Origin of the sequence: Phytoamicus setariae, assembly GCF_016722925.1 — a bacterium.
Lineage (GTDB): Bacteria > Pseudomonadota > Alphaproteobacteria > Rhizobiales > Rhizobiaceae > Rhizobium_E > Rhizobium_E setariae.
In genome coordinates this window covers 92,691-108,889 of sequence record NZ_JAEQNC010000016.1, presented here as the reverse complement: position 1 = coordinate 108,889, position 16,199 = coordinate 92,691, and the positions used below count along the sequence as shown (strand labels likewise).

Genomic DNA, 16,199 nt, shown 5'->3' with positions numbered 1-16,199 from the left:
GCCGCCCGTTACTGTCACGACATCAGCGGGATTTGCGGGTCATGACGAAGCAGAGAAAACGACATCCAATTTTTATACGGGTTACATTCCTGGCGACCGTGGTGCTTCTGATCGGCGGCAAATGGTATGCTTATGTCGCCCATGCCGATACGCCCTATGACAATTTTGGCGCCAGTATCAACGCGATCATGCCAGGTCCAATCAACAGGGTCGGCTGCGACATGCTGAAAAAGCGCTTCGGCACCGTTCCGATTCCGCCCAAGGGATGCGATGGCGCGGGCCGCTGGGCCTGATCCCGATCTACCGTACCATTTCGCCCACATGTGAGCTTGTCGCGATCACGCACAGGCGATAGCAGATCCGGACCCATTGTCGTCGGATCTGATCGAATGCCTCCCTTTCAAGAACTCGCTGTTTTCGCGCTTGCGCTGATCGCCGCAGGTGCGGTCGCCGGTCTGCTGGCTGGCCTTTTCGGCGTCGGCGGAGGCGCGATCCTCGTTCCCGTCTTCTATCAGGTGTATGGCTTGTTCGGCGTGCCGGAAGCCGTGCGCACTCATGTGGCGGTGGGGACATCGCTGGCGATCATCGTCCCCACGTCGATCCGCTCCTTCCATGCACATTGGAAGCGTGGCGCAGTCGATATGGACATCCTCAGGAACTGGACGATCTGGGTGCCGCTGGGCACGATCTGTGCACCTGTCATCGCCGCCTACATTGCGGGTCGCGAACTCAGGATCATCTTCGCCGTGCTGTCGTTGCTGATCGCCATCCGGATGTTTCTCAACCGGCAACATTGGCGGCTGGGTGATGATGTCCCCAAGGGAGTGGCCAACACGGCTGCGGGTTTCGGAATCGGGTTGTTTTCGGGATTGATGGGCATTGGCGGAGGCGTGATGTCCAATCTCTGGATGACGCTTTTCGGCAAGACCGTCCATCAATCGGTTGCGACTTCCTCTGGGGTCGGCGTGCTGATCTCGATCCCCGGCCTGATAGGCTATATCTGGGCCGGTTGGGGTGCGTCCGGTTTGCCGCCGTTCTCCACGGGTTTCGTCAACTGGATCACCGTCGCCCTGGTCATGCCGTTGACACTCTATGTCGCACCGTACGGCGTCCGGCTGGCCCACTCACTTTCCAGGCGGCAACTCGAGATCGGCTTCGGCCTCTTCCTGACGGCGGTTTCGATCCGGTTCTTCGTCAGTCTGTCCTGAGGCTCAGTCCCGAAGCCTGAGCTCGTCGCCGGCAAAATTGACCGAACTCAAAGTGTCAAGGAAGTTCATTCCGAGCAGGCTCTGGCCGAGCTTGCCGCGTTCAGCGATGCCGGCGCGGACATTCGTCCGCGTTATGCCGCCGATCGATACTTCGGGCAGTGTGACGTAGGCGGTGCGGGCTGGGCCGTTCGCCGTCATCACTGTGGCGGTAAAATCGAGCTGTGACGGATTGAGGCCGAGACGCTCGGCATCCTCGAAGGACAGGGCGATGGTCGAGGCGCCTGTATCGATCATCATCGGCGTTGAAATGCCGTCGACCGTTACGTCAGCTTGATAGTGGCCATTGTCGGCGCGGTAGAGAATGACTGTTTTGAAGCCATTTTCGTCCACGATGTTGGCCGCTCGGCCGGGAACCAGTCCGGCGGTAATCCGCGAGGCGAAGTTCTGCGCGTCATTGCGGTAGACATAGGCGGTAACCAGCCCAAGAATGATGAGCACCCAGAGGGACAGATTTCGGAATGTCTCGCCCAGATTGCGTTGTGCGGCGAAAACACCGGAACTGATCAGCACCATCAGAGCCGCGAGATAGAAAAAGTGCACGGCGCTGTCGCCATCGAGGTCATTATTCTTGCCGGCAAACGCACTGATCAAAAGGAATATCAGTACAGCGGCGATCACATAAAGGATAATCCTGCGCATCAGCTCTGTTGCTCCCTGGCTATGCGGCTGCGGCGCGTCTCGCGGCGCGGTTTGCGCTCCACCGTTTCGAGGCGGGCCGGCAACGCGGCCATTATCGCTTTGCGCTCCGACGACGAGTAGTCGATCCAGGCGCCGATTTCCTCGCGCGTCCGGCCGCAACCGAAGCAGAAGCCGGTCTTGTCATCGATCGAACAGACGAGAATGCAGGGGGATTCCATGGTTCACCATCACTTACGGTATCAAGCAGGTAGTGTCGTTACAGCGCAAGTGCAAGGCTGCAAAGGGCAGCCATTTCAGCACATTGCTGGGTTGCTCCGATTGTATCGCCCGTGTGCCCGCCGAGCCTTGACCTGATATAGGTGGTCATGGCCCATGAGGCGGCAATTGAAGCGGCGAAGGCAGCGAACATCGGCACCAGGCCAGCCGCAGGCCACAACGCCACCACCGCGATGACGCAGGCAAAAACGGAAGCCGCCTTGACTGCATCCGCCTCCGGCAGTCCCGCAGATGCGGCAACCCCGTCCCGGCGGGCGGGCGGGAGTGCCGACCAGTGCCAGACCATGGCGGTGCGGCTCAGGGCGGCGACGGCGACGAGGCATAGCCCGGCCTGAATGGGGTTGAGCAAGGCCGCGATCGAAGCCAGCGCTGCGGCGCGAATTCCATAGGAGATGACCAGTGCGCTGGCGCCGTATGATCCAATCCGGCTGTCGCGCATGATCTCCAGCGCCCGCTCGCGCGTCTGGCCGCCCCCCACGCCATCGGCGGTGTCGCTCAGGCCGTCCTCGTGCAGCGCGCCGGTCAATAGGGTCTGAACGGCCAAAGCGATCATTGCTGCCAGCAGTGGTTCGGTACTCGCCATGCGCAGAACTACAAAAATGGCCGCACTCGGTATAGTGATCAGCAGCCCGGCTATTGGAAAGGCGCCCACAGCCCGGCCCATGCCGCCATCGTAGCCGGAAAAGAAGCGATCCGGCACCGGTAACCGGCTGAGAAAGCCTGTTGAGCGCGCAATATCGTCGATGTAATCGCCAAACTTCATGCGGCCAATCTCCATAAGCTCTAATATAACGGCGTGACGCGACGTTTTTGGCGATTGCCGCAGCCTGAGTCTGCCGATAATAGAAGTCCGCCCGAGAGAGGCAAAGAGAATTAAGGAGCATACCCGGAATGAGTGTCAGCGGCCTGCCTTTCGATGACTTTCGCAACCTCATCGCCAATCTGCCCGGCCCGGATTCCCGCGCTCTGGTCGATGCGCGCGAGCGTGACAGCCATCTGACCAAGCCGCCCGGTGCGCTTGGCCGGCTTGAGGAAATCGCCTTCTGGCTTGCTGCCTGGAGCGGACGCAAGCCCGCGGTGAACCGGCCGCTGGTGGCGATCTTCGCGGGAAATCATGGTGTCACGCGCCAGCGCATCACCCCGTTTCCATCCGAAGTGACCAAGCAGATGGTTGCCAATTTCTCCAACGGCGGCGCTGCGATCAACCAGATCTGTGCGGCGTACGATCTTGGTCTGAAGGTCTTCGACCTGGCGCTTGATTATCCGACCGGCGATATCACCGAGGAAGCGGCACTTTCAGAGCGCGACTGCGCGGCGACCATGGCGTTCGGCATGGAATCGATCGCCGGTGGCACCGATCTGCTCTGCATCGGCGAGATGGGCATTGGCAACACCACGATTGCGGCCGCCATTCATTTGGCGCTCTACGGTGGCGAGGCGGAAGATTGGGTTGGTCCCGGCACGGGATCGGAAGGCGAACTGCTTGAACGCAAGATCGCCGCGGTAAAAAAAGCCGTCGCGTTTCACAAGGATCACCTCAACGATCCGCTGGAAATCCTGCGGCGACTGGGCGGGCGCGAGATTGCCGCGATGGCAGGCGCGATCCTCGCGGCGCGCATGGAGAAGATCCCCGTCATCATCGACGGCTATGTTGCGACGGCCGCAGCCTCTATCCTCAAGGCAGCCAATCCCTCGGCTCTCGATCACTGCCTGATCGGCCATGTGTCGGCAGAACCCGGCCATATGCGTTCGATCGAGAGGCTGGGCAAGACGCCGCTGCTTGCACTGGGCATGCGCCTGGGCGAGGGCACGGGAGCGGCGTTGGCGGCCGGCATAGTCAAGGCTGCTGCTGCCTGCCACACCGGCATGGCAACATTCGAGAGCGCCGGCGTTTCCGGCAAAGCGTAGGTATCGCTGACAATGCGGTCCGGACGTGGCGCAATTCGCCGCGCCCGGAGCATGCACGGCAATCGCCGTCCATGTAAATACCGCGAAGACTCGATTGCAAATAGCGCATCCGTGGTTTTCGCTCTGTGGATTGAACGATTTCAGCGCATTCCGCCTCAGGAGGCGAATTGGTTGCGGACCGATGGTTTGCTTGCCATAATTCCGCCGAAACTACCACCACCTGTCGGCAGACGCTTTTGACGGAAAGTACCTGAAGTTTCCGGTGCCCGTTCGGCCTTGGCGGCCACTCAACTGGATGTCCACGAATGACGTTTCCGAAACGCCCTGAAATCGGCAGCAATACGCTTGCAGTCATTGTGTCGCTGTATCTTCTGGCGGTCGGCAACCTCACTTTCTGGAGGCGGGCGGTTGAAGGTTTTGGGGTTGGGCCGGTCTTCTGGGGCTTTGCGCTTATGGTGGCAGCCCTGTTCATTGCATCTGCGATTGCGGTGTCCTCCCGCTTCCTGGCCAAGCCGATCTATATTTTCCTTGTCCTTGTTTCGGCGCCGGCTGCGTATTTCACCGATACGTTCGGCACGATCATCGATCGGGCGATGATCGAAAATGCGGTGACCACGACGTCGGGCGAGGCAAAGTATCTGGTCACCTGGCAATTCGGTCTGCACATATTGCTGTTCGGCATTCTTCCCAGTCTGCTGATACTCTGGGTACGGGTGCGCCACCGGCCGTTTTTCAGCAAGGTTATCTACAATTCTGCGGCTGTGGCGGCACTGCTGCTTGCCGCCGGTGGCTTTCTGTATTCACAGCTTGGCGCTGTTGTCGTGACGATAAGGGAAAACCACGACATGCTCGAGATCATCAATCCCTCAGGTCCGCTCACATCGGCGGTCAACTATTCGCTGTCTGCCTATGGCGAGCGGAACCTTGTTCGCAAGCAGATAGCGACCGACGCCCATCGTGGGCCGTGGATATCGGCGGAGCAAAAGCCGGTCGTTACCATTCTCGTTGTCGGCGAGACGGCCCGTTCCATGAATTTCTCCCTTAACGGCTATCAGCGCCAGACCAATCCTGAACTTCAGAAGCTGGATGTGCTGAATTTCCCCTATGCCACAAGCTGCGGAACGGATACCGCTTACTCGGTGCCGTGCATGTTTTCGATCTATCCGCGCGACGCGTTCAGCAAGAGGAAAGCCAAGGCAACCCAGTCACTGATGGATGTCGTGCGACGCGCCGGGGTGGATGCCTATTGGTGGGACAACAATACCGGCTCCAAGGGTGTGGCTGACCTCATTAGCTTCACCAGCCTAACCGGTGAGAAGGACCCGGTCAGTTGCGCGCGCGGAGATTGTCTGGACAGCGTGTTTCTCAAGCGGCTGGATGCGCTTGTCGGTGCGGCGAAGAAGGATACGGTGGTGGTGCTGCACCAGATCGGTTCGCACGGTCCTGCCTATTACATGCGTTATCCCGAAGCGTTCCGGAAGTTTCAGCCGGATTGCCGCACGCCGCAACTGACCAACTGTTCCATCGATGAAGTCGTCAACGCCTATGACAACACCATTCTTTATACGGACCACTTTCTGGCAAGCGTGATTGGCATTCTCAAAAAGCACAATCAGACTGCCGCCGGGGCATTTCTCTACATGTCCGATCACGGCGAGTCGCTCGGCGAGAACGGGCTTTACCTGCACGGCGCGCCTTATGCGATCGCACCGCCGGAACAGACGCACATTCCGATGATTGCGTGGCTTTCGCCGGACTACCGCAATCTTTCTTCGTTGGATGATGCATGCCTGAAGCAATTGCCTGGCCGGCATTACTCGCACGACAATTACTTTCACACAGTTCTCGGGTTGATGAACATCCAAACAACAGTTTACAAGCCTGAGTTGGATGTGTTCAAAGAGTGCCGAAATATCGCGACGGGGCATACTCAATGAACGAACCAGTAGACAAGAAGACCGGCTTGGCACATTTGTTTGCGGCAGGCAGCTATTCTTATGCGGGTTTTTCGCGTGCCCTTCAGGAGTCCGCGTTCCGTCACGAAATCCTGTTTTTTCTTGCCGGCCTAGGCATATTTTTGACGGTTGGTGCGACACCGGCCGAATTTCTCGGGCTGGTGATTATCTTCCTTCTCACCTTCGGCTTCGAGGCGCTCAACACGGCCATCGAGGAAGTGATCGACAGGGTGTCTCCGGAAATGTCGACGACCGGCAAGCATGCCAAGGATCTCGGCTCGTTCGCCGTGTTCTGCACGCTGGCTGCCGCAACGCTTTACATCGCCTGGGTGGTCATTTCCTGATCAGGCGAAGCTCTTCTTGCGGCGGTCGACAGGCTGAGCCTCCTCCACTGCCGGTAGCGATTGCAAGACCCGTTTGACCGGCAAGATCGCAATTGCTTCCGTTCCCTCGCGCAATTTCGATTTCAGCAGGAACTGTCCGTCGTGCTTGTGCAGGATCGCCTGCACAATCGGCAGACCAAGCCCGGTGCCCTGTTCTGCGCTTTTAATGGCGATAGAACCCTGGCCGAAGGCAGACAGCACCACAGGGATTTCTTCCTCCGGAATGCCGGGCCCATTGTCCTTGATGGAAACGTATTGTCCGCCGGAGCCTGTCCATCCCACCTTGACGACGATCTCTCCGCCGGAGGGCGTAAATTTCACTGCGTTCGAAAGCAGATTGAGAATGACCTGGCGGATGGATTTTTCGTCCGCCCAGAGGTCGGGCATATCTGGTTCGAACTGATCCACGATCCTGATGGTCTTGGCCTTGGCACGCAATTGCACCATGCCGATGCAATCTTCGGTGATATCAGCAAGCTGGACAGCCTCTTCGCTGAGCTGGTATCGGCCTGCTTCGATCCGCGAAAGGTCGAGAATCTCGTTGATGAGGTTGAGCAGATGCTGGCCTGACGTGTGGATATCGCCGACATATTCCTTGTAGGTCGGGTTGTTGAGCGGTCCCAGAACCTCGGTCGACATAACCTCGGAAAAACCCAGGATGGCGTTCAGCGGTGTCCTGAGCTCGTGCGACATCGATGCGAGAAAGCGCGATTTGGCTAGATTGGCCTCTTCAGCCCGACGACGAGCTTCATCCGACATCGAGTTGGCAACTTCGAGCTCGGCAATCAGATCGTCCTTCTCGGACTGATACGACAAGAGCTTGATGTTGGTGTTGTACATTCTGTCGGTGATGAAGGACATGAACACCAGTACGATGGTGAAGACGGCCAACAGTGCCAGATCGAGCGGGCTTCCGCCGAGGATGACGGCCATGCCGAGTGAGACTACAACGGGCAGGAATGTGTAGAGCGTCGAGCCCCGCAGCATGAACAGCGTAAACGAGGTGGTTGAAAGCGCCACCATCAAAGTCGCGCCCTTGAAATAGAAAAAGCCGCTGCCGGAGCAGGAGGAGCAGTCGCTGTAGGCAAACCAGGCCCAGCACAATCCCGACACCAACTGGGCGCCAAGCAGGCGCATGCGCCAACGCTCCGCATGTTGCTGTGTCAGCTCGGACTTTCGCGCTTTGCTCTGCAGCACGACTGTGAATGAGTGCGTTGCCAGCGCGGCCAGCATCCAGGGGTAAAGATTGACGCTCGGGAAAAAATAGCTTGCTGAAATCCCGATCAACAGCACGAAGAGCGGCATCAGCACCGCTGTGTTTTGAAGCGAGCTCAGGTGCAGCGCCAGCATTTCCCGGTCGAAACTGCTTGCCGAACCTCCTGCCAGTTGCAAGCGGTCACGTGTCTTCCTCACCGTGCGCGCAACGTCGCGGTTCTTTGAAATACGGGAGCGATCGACGATGTTCTTGTCGGGCGAAGAACTGCTTCTGGTACTCATGATATTGAACTGAAACTCTGGCTCTTGAGCTTGGTCGACAATAAGCCGCAATTCTTAAAAAGATGCTTCCACGCTAAGGCTTTGTTTGCCATGACCGGAAGCACCCGCAAATTCGACACATCGAGGAGGCGTTGGACAGATCAATGAGAATCAGTCGTTTGCGCGACATAATCGTAGTGACTTGTTTCCTCATGCTTTTGCTGCTGATTGCGATGAAACTAGAGCGGGACAATACTGAGCTTTTTGACGGCACCTTCCGTGCGCAGGATGGCGACAGTCTGGTGTTGGGCGATAAACGCCTTCGCCTATCCGGAATCGACGCGCCAGAACTGGCGCAAACCTGCTTGAGGCGCGGTATTGCCTGGAATTGCGGGCGTCAGGCGCAGGCGGCACTGGCGCGCCTTGTCGCAGGAGGCGGTGCGAACTGCCAGGGCAATGAGCGTGACAAGTACGGGCGCAAGCTGGTCCGCTGCTATCGTGACGATCTCGATATCAATGGCGAAATGGTACGCATGGGCATGGCCGTTGCCTTTGGCGACTACGAGCAGGAAGAGGCCGAGGCGCAGTCAGGCGGCTCTGGCATCTGGAGTGCGGAATTCATCAGGCCCGCGGAATGGCGGAAGACACATCAGCCGGCAGGCGATCGCGAAACACCGCACGTTTCTTCTTTCCTTGGCGCTCTTTTTGCGTTCGAATAGTTTGAGGAGGCGGATTGCGATGAAACTCTATGATTCCGATTGGGCGCCAAACCCGCGAAGGGTGCGTATCTTTCTCAAGGAGAAGGGGGTGGAACTGCCACGCCTCAACATCGATCTGAGGTCGGCCGAGCACAAGACTGTAACCTTTAGCCAGATCAATCCGTTGCAGCGGGTTCCTGTGCTCGAGCTTGATGATGGCACAATGATCGCCGAATCCGTCGCCATCTGTCGTTACATCGAGGAGCTTTATCCCGAGCCGTCTTTGTTCGGACGCACGCCGAAACAAAAGGCGCTCGTCGAGATGTGGAACAGGCGCGTGGAACTGGGGTTCTTTGCGGCCGTGTCGGCGGCCTTCCGGCACATGCATCCCGGTATGGCGGCCGCCGAGGTTCCCCAGGTAAAGGAGTGGGGAGAAGCCAACAAGCCCAAGGCGATGGCCTTCCTTGCCGTACTCGATCGGGAGATCGCCGACAGGCCCTTCGTTGCTGGCGAGGATTTCTCGATCGCCGACATCACGCTTCTCGTCGCTTACGATTTCATGAAAGTGGCGAGATTGAGTTGTCCGCAAGAGTGCACCCACGTTCTCAGATGGTATGACGACGTGTCGTCGCGTCCGAGCGCTTCCCAGTCGTGACGGTTTCGGATAGCCAACTGGCTCTTCTGCGGCAGCAGATAGCGGCCTGCCGGATCTGTCGCGATGCACCCGCGCGTGGCCCTGCCCACAGTCTGCCGCATGAACCGCGTCCGGTCGTGGTCTTGTCATCGAAGGCGCGAATCCTGATTGCCGGCCAGGCGCCGGGGCTACGCGTTCACGAAAGCGGTGTTCCCTTCGACGATGCCTCCGGCGACCGTTTGCGGCAATGGCTCGCGGTCGATAGGGCACAGTTCTATGACCCTGACAATTTTGCCATTGTGCCGATGGGGTTTTGTTTTCCGAGTTACGACAAGGCAGGCAGCGATCTTCCGCCCAGACGGGAGTGTGCGCCGCGGTGGCGGCAAGCGGTTATCGACGCAATGCCACAGATCGAGCTGGTTCTGGCGGTCGGCGGACACGCTCAGGGCTGGCATCTCGGCCAGAGGGCTGGTGGTTCGATGACGGAGACCGTGCGTGACTGGCGGGTGCATCTTGAAAGGGCAATCCTGCCGCTTCCGCATCCAAGTTGGCGCAATACTGGCTGGATCAAAAAGAACCCGTGGTTCGAGGCGGAACTTTTACCGGAACTGCGGCGTCATGTTTTACGGTGGATTTCTTGAAACAGGGGGCTGCTTTATTCCTGTTCTATTATAAGACAGAGAATAATATTTCTCATGGAGACGAAAATGGACCGGCTCGATAGAAAAATCCTGAGATTGTTGCAGGAAGATGCAACGCTGGCGGTTGCCGATCTCGCAAAGAAAGTCGGCCTGTCGACCACGCCGTGCTGGCGCCGCATCCAGAAGATGGAAGAAGAAGGCGTCATCCGCCGTCGCGTCGCCATCCTCGATCCGGTGAAGGTCAACACCAAGGTGACGGTTTTCGTCTCGATCCGCACGAACACGCATTCGATCGAATGGCTGAAGCGTTTCTCCGAAGTCATCGCCGAGTTCCCGGAGGTGGTCGAGTTCTACCGGATGAGCGGCGACGTCGACTATCTGCTGCGGGTCGTGGTTCCCGATATCGCGGCCTACGACGCTTTCTATAAGCGGATGATTGCCAAGATCGAGATCCGCGATGTCTCGTCGGCCTTCGCGATGGAGCAGATCAAGTATTCGACGGAACTGCCGCTCGACTACATGATTCTCGAGCAGCCCAAGAGCCAGGAAGACTGACAACCCCCGATCGATTTTGTCGTAGACATCAATTAACGGCATTGTTACGGCTCCGAGCTACTTTTCTTGGCATTGTCTATGGCGCGGATTTTCGTGGCGATGATCGAACGTGTGGAGCAGGGCGGTATGCCTGCGGCTGGCGAGCGCTGGCTTTACTGGCCGTACCTGCTGTTTTTTCTGGCGGGTATTTATTTTTATATCGGCATCGATCTTGTCGATGGGCAATTGTACAATGGCGATCCCGACGATGTCCTACGCATGCTGCAGGTCCAGGCTTTGTGGGACCGGGGCGGCTGGTACAACCTGACCCTGCCGCGGATATTTGGCCCCGAGCCCTATCTTTCGCCGTGGTCGCGGCTCGTGGATCTTCCCTATATCCTGTTTGGTATGGCAGTGGCGCCGTTTGTGGGACAAGACCGCGCGCTCGATCTCGCCTTCCAGTGCTGGCCGATCGCCATGGCCGCGATCTATGGCGTGCTTTGTCTCGGTATTCTTCGACAGCTTGTGCCTGCCCGTGGCGCGTTATCGATACCGTTGATTCTGCTGATCCTGATTTTGTCACCCTTTGCGATATGGGAATTCAGTCCAGGTCGAGTCGACCATCACAATGTCCAGATGTTGCTGTTGCTGGCGACGGCTTACGGTGTCTGCCTTGGCAATGCCAGAGGCGCCTTCATTGCCGGTGCAGTAGTACCAATAGCCTTGGCAGTTGGCCTCGAAACACTGCCTATGCTCGCTGTCGCACTGATCGGGATTGTTGTCACCTGGTGCCTCAATCTTCGTAACAGCAGCCGGATACTGAAATCAGCAGGGCTGGCCAGTCTGCTGTCGACGGTGTTGGTGACGATTGCAGTCATTCCGCCGCGCGACTATTTTCTAGCCCGTCCGGACGCTTTCTCTGCGCCCTTTGCCATGGCGTTGCTGACCTTCGGCATTCTGGCTTTGGTCCTGCCGACGCTGTTCATTTACCGTCGCGGCTTTGCAATTCGCGCCATGGCCTTTGGGCTGCTCGGGGCGGCGTCTATAGGCGGTATCGTTTGGCTTTACCCGACCTTGCTCGGCGGCCCGTTTCCGATGATCGATCCTCTGGTCCACGCCTACTGGTTCGATCGCATAAATCAGGAAAAATCGGCGCTGCAGTTCCTTCGCAGTGGTGATGATGGTGCTATTGTTCTGATTTCTGCAGCGATGGTCATACTGATCGCTTCGATACCCGCTGTTGTGTTCGCAGCCCGCAGGGGGAAGATGGAGTTGGCGGTCTTCTTTGCAATCTGCGTAGCTGCCCTGCTGCTGACCTTTGCATCCAACCGCACTTTGCGGACGGCTATGGCCATCCTTCCGCTGCTCTTGCCAGTGGCGCTGGCAGGCGCACGCCAAGCCTATCAAGCGCGCGGTCTGATGCTTGCGCTGCCTGCGGTGGGGATTGGAGCAACCGGCCTCATCGTCGGGCTGCTCTACCTTGCCATTCCCGTCAGTCCGTATCAAGTCGATGCTCCCGACGCCCTGCTATATAGCACTTGTGAAGGCGAGGACTTCAGCCCACTCAACGCGCTGCCGCCCAGTCGGCTGCTGACCCCGCCGTCGCTTGGGTTACAGATATTGAGTCAAGTTTCCGACCAAATAGCCGTGTCGAGCGTTCCGTTTCATCGGTCCGCGCCTGCCATCAGCCGTTTTCTGCGTGGCTTCATGACGCGCGATGCAGCCTTGCGCGCCGAGTTTCTGGACGGCTACGATTATCTTGCTTTCTGCCGTGCTCCCACCGGATTGCCTGGTGAGGACAAACTTCCGCTTTTGTCGTCATTGATGGCCGGAAATCCAGTTCCCGGACTGACGCCGATGGCAATCGCAGGGTCCAAGGCGCTGATGCTCTTCAAGATAGACAACGCTGGACGTTGAGATGGCGCAATTAGTCCTGCGGTAAGCGCATCGCGATGCGTTCGCTCGTCAGTTCCCTTGCGGCATCCTTGCCTATCCAGCGTTCGGTCCTATCGGCGCTTGCGACCAGCTTTTCCGCCAGTGCGAGGGCAGGGGCATGGCAGGCGGCATTGCGCTTGCCGATCTGCCGCAGAGCCCAGTTGACGGCTTTCTTGACGAAATTGCGTGGATCGGATGCGTGGCGCTCGATGAGCGGCAGCCATGCCAGCAGGTCGGCATCCGGTGCCTTTTTCATGTGAACGGCGCTCCACGCCACCATCGCAAAAGCGGCGCGGCGAACGAATTCGCGATCGTCTTCGGCAAATTCCTCGGTCAGCTCGGTTTGCAAACCCGCATCGCCGAACAGGTCGGCTGCGTGATCGACGATTTCCCATGAATTGAAATCATTGGCCCATTGGCGAGCCTGCCCAGCCGTGACTTTCTTCGGCTCATCGGTGAATGTCGCCAGAAGTCGTGCCTCGCGGATGCCGCTCGCCCAAAGCAGGGCGGCCCGCGCATGGTCGCGCTTGATCTGTCTGGCCAGCGGCCTGAGAGCGGCATTGGAAATCCCCAATGCCGCTTCGGTGTTGATGCCGTGCCGGCTCATGCCCTCGATGCTTTTTTCGCCTCCGAGGGTGCGGAGGTAAGCGATGATATCATCGGCATCTGAGGTCGGGCCGGGGGCTGATGTCATTTTTCAAGCCGCGCCAGAAGCGAAGACGTATCCCAGCGTCGGCCGCCCATTTGCTGGACATCGCCGTAGAACTGATCGACCAGTGCCGCGACAGGCAGTTTGGCGCCATTGCGCCGTGCTTCCTCAAGGCAAATGGCCAGATCTTTGCGCATCCAGTCTACGGCAAAGCCGAATTCGAACTTGCCCTCGTTCATGGTCTTGTGCCGGTTTTCCATCTGCCAGGAACCAGCTGCGCCCTTGGAGATGACGCTGACGAGATTTTCGACATCAAGCCCTGCCTGCTTGGCAAAATGGATGCCCTCTGCGAGCCCCTGGACGAGACCGGCAATGCAGATCTGGTTGACCATCTTGGCGAGCTGGCCCGAGCCGGCTGCGCCCATCAGACCCACCATGCGGGCATAGGCATCGATGACCGGCCTGGCCTTTTCGAAGACCTCGGGTCGGGCGCCGCACATGACTGTCAGCACGCCGTTCTCGGCGCCGGCCTGACCACCGGAAACCGGCGCATCGACAAAATGGCAGCCGCGCGCTTCCGCTGCCGCTTCCAGTTCGCGCGCGATTTCGGCGCTGGCGGTTGTGTTGTCGATCAGGATCGCGCCGGGCTTCATTGTGGCAAGGCAGCCATCCGCACCGGTCGTCACAGAGCGCAGGTCGTCATCGTTGCCGACGCATGTGAAGACGAAATCCGCATCTCTGGCCGCTTCTGCAGGCGTTGCTGCATGTTTGCCGCCAAACTCAGCGACCCACTTCTCGGCCTTGGCGATGGTACGGTTATAGACGGTGAGGTCATGTCCACCCTTGACCTTGAGATGACCGGCCATGGGGTAACCCATCACGCCCAAACCGATAAACGCCACCTTCGCCATGAAATACTCCCCTTATCGACTGATTTCACCCGCAGGATTAGCCGATATGGCGGGGTGGTGGAAGAGGAGAGTTCGGACCGGGTTATGTGGGTTTGGTGTCATCCTCCGGATTGGCCGGATTGTTCTGGTCTGCTGCTACAACTGGTGCGGGCGGATCCTGACCCGCAACCTGACCATCTCCGGCCCCATCGGCCTGCTCTACGACAGGCTCCACGGCCGCCGGCTCGCCCTCCGTCTGCTCGGCCTCTACCTCGTCCTGCTTGATCTGGTTCTCTCCCTCTTCCGCAGCTTTGGCCTGTTCTTCCGCTTTGGTTTCGCACCATTTCGTGCAAAGGCCGTCGATGAAAGCCTGGCGCGCCTTACAACGTTTTGAATCCTTGAAGAATTCGGCGCTCTCGCCAAGACTGTCGCTGATGTCGATCCAGAGCCGGCGCAGCCGGCGGATATGCAGATCGTCGCTGATCCACGCCATCAGGTGCTCGACAGCCTTGGTCAATTCGGGATCGGGCGCGCCGTTCGTTCCTGTACCCCCATTTGCCCGGATTTTGCCACGCGCCCATGCGCAGAACTCATCGACCGAGACCTGTCTCAGCGTATTGTCGCGGTCGGCTATCAGGAACTTGAACTGGCTGATGGCGGCAGCCTTCCTCAGATTTTCGGTGGGAGCAAACAGGATGCTGGCGTAAATGTCATCGAAGGCTTCGGGGGAGTAGATGCTGTCGATGGCGCGCTCAAGGTCGAAGATCGTCCTGATGTTTACCTCCCGGAACATCAGGAACTTTTCATGGCCGACAATATGGCAAAGCTGGGCCTGCGCGATCCAGTCGATCGTCTGGTAGATGCCGTAGGGCGTCTCGATGTGCAGCATCACCGGATTATAGGTGGCAAGGTTCTGGACATCGTAGATCCCGCATTCCTCGAGACGAAACCGGGTCTCGAAATCGATGCCGTCGATGATATCGAGAGAAATGACTTTCGAGACGTCAGCGAAACGGTCGTCGGTCGTCTTCGTCCACGAGACCAGCGACTGCATCTTGATCAGCAGGAACTTGCTGGCGCTGAATGGCAACAGTCCGAGCACCGGTGCAAATGCGAACCAGACCCAGGGAATCCCCTTGTCCGTTGGCCCCATCCGGGTGGGCAAGACATTGGGCGTCAGGCTGGAGGGCGAGGTGTCAACCTCACCTTTGGCAACGGCTTGCTCTTGGCTGGTGTCGCTTGCAGGGTTGATCGAAGGTTTGGGCTGGTCGTCGGTTCCGATTTGGGCCAGCTCGGCGCCACTCTTCTGATCTGTCGTGCTATCAGTGGCAGGAGCCGGCTCGTCGCTGCCGCTTGATTGCGTGGAGGTCGGCTGTGCCTCGCCCGCCTCGGACTCTGCGCGGGCCATGGCATTCTGGTTCTCTAGTTGCTGCTGCTTTTCGATCAGTTCCCGTTGCTGGTTCTCGATATTGGTAAGCTGCGTGACGACGCTGTCCGACAGCATCAGTTTTCCGAAATGGAAAAATGGATCGGGGAAAGCGCGGTAGATCAGCATGACCAGCAGGATGGAGAAAATCATCTCGCCGGTATGCCGGAGGAACGAGTAGGCAGTGAGATCGTAGAGGGCGAGGGCGCGCAACAGCATGCGGACGGAGGCGACAAATGCACCGGCAAAAGCCAGGCCACCAATCACCAGCATCTGCTGATTGATCGAACCGGCATTGGTGGAACAGGGGGATAATATCGCGGTGAAGTTACAGTCGACGGCGCCAAATATTGCCTTGAAACCGTAGTAGCAGGTAATGATGAAGCCGATCGCAGCCAGGTAGATCCCCTTATTGGTCCTGGATCCGCTTCTGGTCGCGAACTCGATGTATTTCTTCAGTCTGTCCTCTTCGGCATGCTGATTAGGCTTGTCCTCCGTGCCGTCGAGACTGTCCAGCACTTGTTGTTGTTGTGGCGATATGTCGATGTCGGAGATGTATTTCGACTTTACGAACTCGAAGCTCGGATTGTAGCGGTCCGGCTTGCTATTGCCGTTGTTCCCCCCGTCATAAAGCTGGAAGGAAAGCATAAAATCCAGGATGGCGCGTAGGCGCTTGAGCAGGATTTCGTGCTTCGCCCAGATCAGCAGGACGGGAACCAGAAAAGCCAGCAACACGGCATACCAGTTGATGCCGTGTATGAAATGCCGATGCAGGAAATCCGCCGCACCCAACGCCTGCCACGTACTCGTGTCCATACCCATCTCCCCCAATCTAAGATTGAGGGAGAGTTGAGCCTTAATTCATCGTCGCTGCAACAAATCAAGTG

General features: G+C 58.3%; 17 protein-coding genes. 10 read left to right on the top strand and 7 right to left on the bottom strand.

The window, feature by feature from the left end; all coding sequences use genetic code 11:
• The first annotated feature begins 41 nt into the window (after positions 1–41).
• Both JJB09_RS22945 and JJB09_RS22940 read left to right on the top strand, forming a co-directional pair.
• Positions 42–293 carry a hypothetical protein gene (locus tag JJB09_RS22945; RefSeq protein WP_201663424.1) on the top strand — a complete coding sequence of 84 codons (252 nt, stop codon included), beginning with the start codon at positions 42–44 and terminating at the stop codon, positions 291–293.
• Positions 294–389: 96 nt separating this feature from the next.
• Entirely contained in the window at positions 390–1,208 is an 819-nt protein-coding gene (locus JJB09_RS22940) for a sulfite exporter TauE/SafE family protein (RefSeq protein WP_201663423.1), read from the top strand.
• Between the two features lie 3 nt (positions 1,209–1,211).
• On the opposite strand, the gene JJB09_RS22935 is transcribed toward JJB09_RS22940, so the two are convergent.
• The 3 genes from JJB09_RS22935 to JJB09_RS22925 are packed head-to-tail and all read right to left on the bottom strand — an operon-like array spanning position 1,212 to position 2,946.
• Positions 1,212–1,907 (bottom strand): retropepsin-like aspartic protease family protein, encoded by a 696-nt coding sequence (locus JJB09_RS22935; protein WP_201663422.1) that lies wholly within the window; start codon positions 1,905–1,907, stop codon positions 1,212–1,214.
• Positions 1,907–2,125, bottom strand: coding sequence for a DUF1289 domain-containing protein (locus JJB09_RS22930; RefSeq protein WP_201663421.1), 219 nt, complete (start codon positions 2,123–2,125; stop codon positions 1,907–1,909). Before JJB09_RS22930 ends, JJB09_RS22935 begins: the two co-directional genes overlap by 1 nt.
• Before the next feature lie 38 nt (positions 2,126–2,163).
• Positions 2,164–2,946: an adenosylcobinamide-GDP ribazoletransferase gene (locus tag JJB09_RS22925; RefSeq protein WP_201663420.1), complete on the bottom strand. Its 783-nt coding sequence runs from the start codon at positions 2,944–2,946 to the stop codon at positions 2,164–2,166.
• Positions 2,947–3,074: 128 nt separating this feature from the next.
• On the opposite strand from JJB09_RS22925, the gene cobT reads away from it, so the two are divergent.
• The 3 genes from cobT to JJB09_RS22910 all read left to right on the top strand — a co-directional run bounded on the left by cobT (position 3,075) and on the right by JJB09_RS22910 (position 6,390).
• Positions 3,075–4,091, top strand: a complete 1,017-nt coding sequence (cobT, locus tag JJB09_RS22920) for a nicotinate-nucleotide--dimethylbenzimidazole phosphoribosyltransferase (protein ID WP_201663419.1) — start codon at positions 3,075–3,077, stop codon at positions 4,089–4,091.
• Between the two features lie 305 nt (positions 4,092–4,396).
• On the top strand, positions 4,397–6,028 hold the full coding sequence (locus JJB09_RS22915; protein WP_201663418.1) for a phosphoethanolamine transferase: 1,632 nt from the start codon (positions 4,397–4,399) through the stop codon (positions 6,026–6,028).
• A complete protein-coding gene (locus JJB09_RS22910; protein ID WP_201663417.1) occupies positions 6,025–6,390 on the top strand; it encodes a diacylglycerol kinase in 366 nt (121 codons plus the stop codon). The genes JJB09_RS22915 and JJB09_RS22910 overlap by 4 nt, the downstream gene beginning before the upstream one ends.
• On the opposite strand, the gene JJB09_RS22905 is transcribed toward JJB09_RS22910, so the two are convergent.
• Positions 6,391–7,926 (bottom strand): sensor histidine kinase, encoded by a 1,536-nt coding sequence (locus JJB09_RS22905; RefSeq protein ID WP_201663416.1) that lies wholly within the window; start codon positions 7,924–7,926, stop codon positions 6,391–6,393. It abuts the gene before it with no gap.
• 143 nt (positions 7,927–8,069) lie between these two features.
• Between JJB09_RS22905 and JJB09_RS22900 the strand changes: the two genes are divergently transcribed.
• The 5 genes from JJB09_RS22900 to JJB09_RS22880 all read left to right on the top strand — a co-directional run bounded on the left by JJB09_RS22900 (position 8,070) and on the right by JJB09_RS22880 (position 12,329).
• Positions 8,070–8,624 (top strand): thermonuclease family protein, encoded by a 555-nt coding sequence (locus JJB09_RS22900; RefSeq protein WP_201663415.1) that lies wholly within the window; start codon positions 8,070–8,072, stop codon positions 8,622–8,624.
• Between the two features lie 19 nt (positions 8,625–8,643).
• Positions 8,644–9,258, top strand: a complete 615-nt coding sequence (locus tag JJB09_RS22895; protein WP_201663414.1) for a glutathione S-transferase — start codon at positions 8,644–8,646, stop codon at positions 9,256–9,258.
• Complete coding sequence (locus tag JJB09_RS22890) at positions 9,255–9,878, top strand: uracil-DNA glycosylase family protein (protein ID WP_201663413.1); 624 nt, start codon at positions 9,255–9,257, stop codon at positions 9,876–9,878. The genes JJB09_RS22895 and JJB09_RS22890 overlap by 4 nt, the downstream gene beginning before the upstream one ends.
• Before the next feature lie 66 nt (positions 9,879–9,944).
• A complete protein-coding gene (locus JJB09_RS22885; protein WP_201663412.1) occupies positions 9,945–10,433 on the top strand; it encodes an Lrp/AsnC family transcriptional regulator in 489 nt (162 codons plus the stop codon).
• Between the two features lie 78 nt (positions 10,434–10,511).
• Positions 10,512–12,329 carry a hypothetical protein gene (locus tag JJB09_RS22880; protein ID WP_201663411.1) on the top strand — a complete coding sequence of 606 codons (1,818 nt, stop codon included), beginning with the start codon at positions 10,512–10,514 and terminating at the stop codon, positions 12,327–12,329.
• A 10-nt stretch (positions 12,330–12,339) separates the two neighbouring features.
• Here JJB09_RS22880 and JJB09_RS22875 read toward each other — a convergent pair whose 3' ends face one another.
• The 3 genes from JJB09_RS22875 to JJB09_RS22865 form a co-directional block, all read right to left on the bottom strand.
• A complete protein-coding gene (locus tag JJB09_RS22875; protein ID WP_201663410.1) occupies positions 12,340–13,041 on the bottom strand; it encodes a DNA alkylation repair protein in 702 nt (233 codons plus the stop codon).
• Positions 13,038–13,907 carry an NAD(P)-dependent oxidoreductase gene (locus JJB09_RS22870; RefSeq protein WP_201663409.1) on the bottom strand — a complete coding sequence of 290 codons (870 nt, stop codon included), beginning with the start codon at positions 13,905–13,907 and terminating at the stop codon, positions 13,038–13,040. The genes JJB09_RS22875 and JJB09_RS22870 overlap by 4 nt, the downstream gene beginning before the upstream one ends.
• 82 nt (positions 13,908–13,989) lie before the next feature.
• Positions 13,990–16,128, bottom strand: a complete 2,139-nt coding sequence (locus tag JJB09_RS22865) for a hypothetical protein (RefSeq protein ID WP_201663408.1) — start codon at positions 16,126–16,128, stop codon at positions 13,990–13,992.
• Between the last annotated feature and the right edge of the window lie 71 nt (positions 16,129–16,199).

Bases quoted from the DNA above. Each gene is read 5' to 3' on its own strand.
- JJB09_RS22940 (WP_201663423.1), top strand. From the start codon at position 390: ATGCCTCCCTTTCAAGAACTCGCTGTTTTCGCGCTTGCGCTGATCGCC.
- JJB09_RS22865 (WP_201663408.1), bottom strand. From the start codon at position 16,128: ATGGACACGAGTACGTGGCAGGCGTTGGGTGCGGCGGATTTCCTGCAT.
- JJB09_RS22945 (WP_201663424.1), top strand. From the start codon at position 42: ATGACGAAGCAGAGAAAACGACATCCAATTTTTATACGGGTTACATTC.
- JJB09_RS22900 (WP_201663415.1), top strand. From the start codon at position 8,070: ATGAGAATCAGTCGTTTGCGCGACATAATCGTAGTGACTTGTTTCCTC.
- JJB09_RS22905 (WP_201663416.1), bottom strand. From the start codon at position 7,926: ATGAGTACCAGAAGCAGTTCTTCGCCCGACAAGAACATCGTCGATCGC.
- JJB09_RS22895 (WP_201663414.1), top strand. From the start codon at position 8,644: ATGAAACTCTATGATTCCGATTGGGCGCCAAACCCGCGAAGGGTGCGT.
- JJB09_RS22875 (WP_201663410.1), bottom strand. From the start codon at position 13,041: ATGACATCAGCCCCCGGCCCGACCTCAGATGCCGATGATATCATCGCT.
- JJB09_RS22910 (WP_201663417.1), top strand. From the start codon at position 6,025: ATGAACGAACCAGTAGACAAGAAGACCGGCTTGGCACATTTGTTTGCG.
- JJB09_RS22935 (WP_201663422.1), bottom strand. From the start codon at position 1,907: ATGCGCAGGATTATCCTTTATGTGATCGCCGCTGTACTGATATTCCTT.
- JJB09_RS22885 (WP_201663412.1), top strand. From the start codon at position 9,945: ATGGACCGGCTCGATAGAAAAATCCTGAGATTGTTGCAGGAAGATGCA.
- cobT (WP_201663419.1), top strand. From the start codon at position 3,075: ATGAGTGTCAGCGGCCTGCCTTTCGATGACTTTCGCAACCTCATCGCC.
- JJB09_RS22870 (WP_201663409.1), bottom strand. From the start codon at position 13,907: ATGGCGAAGGTGGCGTTTATCGGTTTGGGCGTGATGGGTTACCCCATG.
- JJB09_RS22915 (WP_201663418.1), top strand. From the start codon at position 4,397: ATGACGTTTCCGAAACGCCCTGAAATCGGCAGCAATACGCTTGCAGTC.
- JJB09_RS22925 (WP_201663420.1), bottom strand. From the start codon at position 2,946: ATGAAGTTTGGCGATTACATCGACGATATTGCGCGCTCAACAGGCTTT.
- JJB09_RS22880 (WP_201663411.1), top strand. From the start codon at position 10,512: ATGGCGCGGATTTTCGTGGCGATGATCGAACGTGTGGAGCAGGGCGGT.
- JJB09_RS22930 (WP_201663421.1), bottom strand. From the start codon at position 2,125: ATGGAATCCCCCTGCATTCTCGTCTGTTCGATCGATGACAAGACCGGC.